Source organism: Cellulomonas septica, assembly GCF_012396155.1.
Taxonomy (GTDB): Bacteria; Actinomycetota; Actinomycetes; order Actinomycetales; family Cellulomonadaceae; genus Cellulomonas; species Cellulomonas septica.
The window spans coordinates 1-3,122 of the sequence record NZ_JAAXOY010000430.1; the positions used below are offsets into that span (position 1 = coordinate 1).

Below are 3,122 nucleotides of genomic sequence, written 5' to 3' on the forward strand. Positions count from 1 at the left end.
CGCGCAGACGCGCGTGATCGGGGCGAGCCGCACGTCGGGCGACTTCCGTGCGGAGCTCGAGGTCGTGCTCGGGCTGCGCGCGGGGACGTTCCACGACGCCGACGGCCGCCCCTACGTGAGCCCGCCCGTGCAGGGCGCCGACCTCGACCTGTGGGTCCTCGCGTCGAGCGGCGGCGAGAGCGCGCGCGTCGCGGGCGAGCTCGGCCTGCCGCTCGCGGCGAACTACCACGTGAGCCCGTCGACCGTGCTGGAGACCGTCGAGCAGTACCGCGACGCGTTCCGGCCGGGCGTGCTCGACGCGCCCTACGTCGTGGTGTCCGCCGACGTCCTCGCCGCGGAGACCGACGAGCGCGCGGCCGGGCTGGCCGACGGGTTCGCGGACTGGGTGCTGTCGATCCGCGGTGGGGGAGGCGCGGCCGCCTACCCGCGGCCCGGCACCGGCACGCCGTGGGAGGACCGTCCCGAGCACGAGCGCGCGCTGCTGCTCGACCGCGTGAGCACGCGCTTCGTCGGCAGCGTCGCCACGGTCGTCGAGCGGCTGGAGGCGTTGCAGCGTGCGACCGGCGCCGACGAGCTGCTGCTCACGACCGAGGTGCACGACCCGGCGGCGCGCGTCCGCTCGTTCGAGCTGATCGCGCAGGCGTGGGGCGCGAGCGCGCCGGCCGCCCTCACCGACCGCGAGCCCGTCGCCGCGACCGTCTGACCTCCCCGCGCCCGGCCGTCCGAGCCGACCGCCTCCGCCGACCACGACCCGACCCCGACCCACCGCGCCCACCCGAGAGCAGGAGAGACCCGTGCCCGTCGAGTTCCTCGGCATCGCCACCACGAGCGACGCCTCCGAGACGTCCGAGCGCACCACCGCGCCGTTCGACCGCCAGTACCTCGAGCGGATCGTCCGCACGCACGAGGAGTACGGCTGGACCCGCGTGCTGTTCGCGTACGGGTCGTCGGGCCCGGAGCCGTCGGCGCTGCTCGCGCACGCCGCCGCGCGCACCGAGACCATCGAGCTGCTGCTCGCGCACCGGCCCAACGTGTCGTACCCGACGTTCGCCGCGAAGTCGTTCGCGACGCTCGACCAGCTGTCCGAGGGCCGGCTGTCGGTGCACTTCATCACGGGCGGGAACGACCACGAGCAGCAGCGCGAGGGCGACACGCTCACCAAGGACGAGCGCTATGCGCGCACCCGGGAGTACATCCAGGTCGTCAAGAAGGCGTGGGCCAGCCGCGAGGCGTTCGACCACTCCGGCGAGTTCTACGAGTTCCGCGACTTCGTCCTCGACGTCACGCCGTACGAGGGGCGGACCCCGACGATCTCGTTCGGCGGCTCGTCGGACGCCGCGTACCGCGTGGGCGCGGCGGAGGCCGACATCTTCGCCGTCTGGGGCGAGCCGCTCGACCGCACCGCCGAGCAGATCGCGCGCATCCACCGCGAGGCCGCCGCCGCGGGCCGCACCACCCCGCCGCGCATCCACGCCGCGTTCCGGCCGATCATTGCGCCGACCGAGGAGCTCGCCTGGGAGAAGGCGCACGCGATCCTCGGGCGCATCGAGGCGCGCAAGGCCGCGCTGGGCGGCACCCTCAGCCGTCGTCACTCGATCGACGCCCCGCAGAACGCCGGCTCTCAGCGCCTCCTGGAGATCGCCGCGCAGGGCGAGCGGTTCGACACCGCGCTGTGGACCGCGACCGCCCAGGCGACCGGCGGCGCGGGCAACTCCAACGCGCTCGTCGGTACGCCCGAGGCCGTCGCGCAGGCCCTGCTCGCGTACTACGACCTCGGCGTCCGCGTGATCTCCGCGCGCGGGTACGACCTGCTGCACGACGCCGCCGACTTCGGCCGCTACGTCATCCCGCTCGTGCGCGAGGGGGTCGCCGAGCGCGACGCCGCCGCGGCGAAGGCCGCCTGAGGGGGCCGGCGATGCGCTTCCAGCTGCTCGACATCGTCTTCAACCCGCCGCACCCCGTCACGGGCGAGGCCGTCCCGCCGTCCGACCGGCTCCAGCGCGTCATCGACCACGCGGTCCTCGCGGAGGACCTGGGGTTCGACTCGTTCGCCGTGGGAGAGCGGCACGCGGGCGACGTGCTGTCCTCCGCGCCGACCGTCATCCTCGGCGCCGTCGCGGCCCGCACGTCGCGCATCCTGCTGTCGACCGGCGTGACCGTGCTGTCGCTGCTCGACCCCGTCCGCGTCGCCGAGGACCTCGCGACCGTCGACCAGCTCAGCCGTGGCCGGCTCGAGATCGTCATCGGCAAGGGGAACGAGGTGCTCCAGTACCCGCTGCTCGGCCTCGACATCGCGCAGCAGTACGAGTACCTCGAGGAGAACTACGAGCTGCTCCGGCTGCTGCTGTCCGGCGAGGACCTCTCCTGGGAAGGTCGCCACCGCCCGTCGCTCGAGCACGCCACGACGCTGCCGCGGCCGTTCAACGGGCCGTTCCGCATCTGGCACGGCTCGGCCACGTCGCGGTTCGCCGTCGAGCTCGCCGCCCGGTGGGGCGACCCGATCGTCTCCGCGAACGCGCTGCAGCCGCGCGAGAACTACCAGGTGCTCATCGACCACTACCGCGAGCAGTACGCCGCGCGCGGGCACGACCCGCAGTACGCCTACGTCGGGTCCGGGTCCGGCGGGCTGTTCCTCGCCGACACCACCGAGGAGGCCGTCGAGCAGTACCGGCCGCTGTACGAGGGGCTGGTCCGCGCGCAGGACGCCCGCCGGCGTGACCCGGCGGCCGTCGGGAAGGTGACGAGCTTCCGCACGATCGAGGAGGCCGTCGAGCGCGGCCCTGCCCTGGTCGGGTCGCCCGAGCGCGTCGCCGAGAAGATCCTCGACTACCACCGCTCCTACGGCCACGACCTGCAGTCCGTCTCCGTCAACCACCTGCTCGAGCCGTCCCGCCAGGAGGACGTGCTGCGCCGGTTCGCCGAGGAGGTCGTGCCGCTCGTGCAGGCCGAGGTGGGCACCACGCTGTGGTCGCCGGCCGACGAGCGTCGCGCCGCCGGGTTCACCGCCACGTCGTCCGTGCCGCAGCCCGCCTGACGCCCGGACCGGCCGTCCCGTCGCCGTCGGGGGACCCGACGGGACGGCCCACGGGCGACGCAGGTGCGCGTCCGGCCTGACGGCGGGC

Annotated in this window: 3 protein-coding genes; all 3 read left to right on the forward strand. The window is 74.5% G+C overall.

Going from position 1 to position 3,122, the window contains the following annotated elements:
- Positions 1-703: LLM class flavin-dependent oxidoreductase (locus HGA02_RS14475; protein WP_343035490.1), on the forward strand; the 703-nt coding region annotated here is incomplete at its 5' end.
- Between the two features lie 91 nt (positions 704-794).
- Complete coding sequence (locus tag HGA02_RS14480) at positions 795-1,904, forward strand: LLM class flavin-dependent oxidoreductase (protein ID WP_168679680.1); 1,110 nt, start codon at positions 795-797, stop codon at positions 1,902-1,904.
- An 11-nt stretch (positions 1,905-1,915) separates the two neighbouring features.
- Positions 1,916-3,034: an LLM class flavin-dependent oxidoreductase gene (locus HGA02_RS14485; RefSeq protein WP_168679682.1), complete on the forward strand. Its 1,119-nt coding sequence runs from the start codon at positions 1,916-1,918 to the stop codon at positions 3,032-3,034.
- Positions 3,035-3,122: the final 88 nt, after the last annotated feature.

What these genes read in the sequence shown, in the direction of transcription:
- HGA02_RS14485 (WP_168679682.1), top strand. Translation starts at nt 1,916, where the DNA reads ATGCGCTTCCAGCTGCTCGACATCGTCTTCAACCCGCCGCACCCCGTC.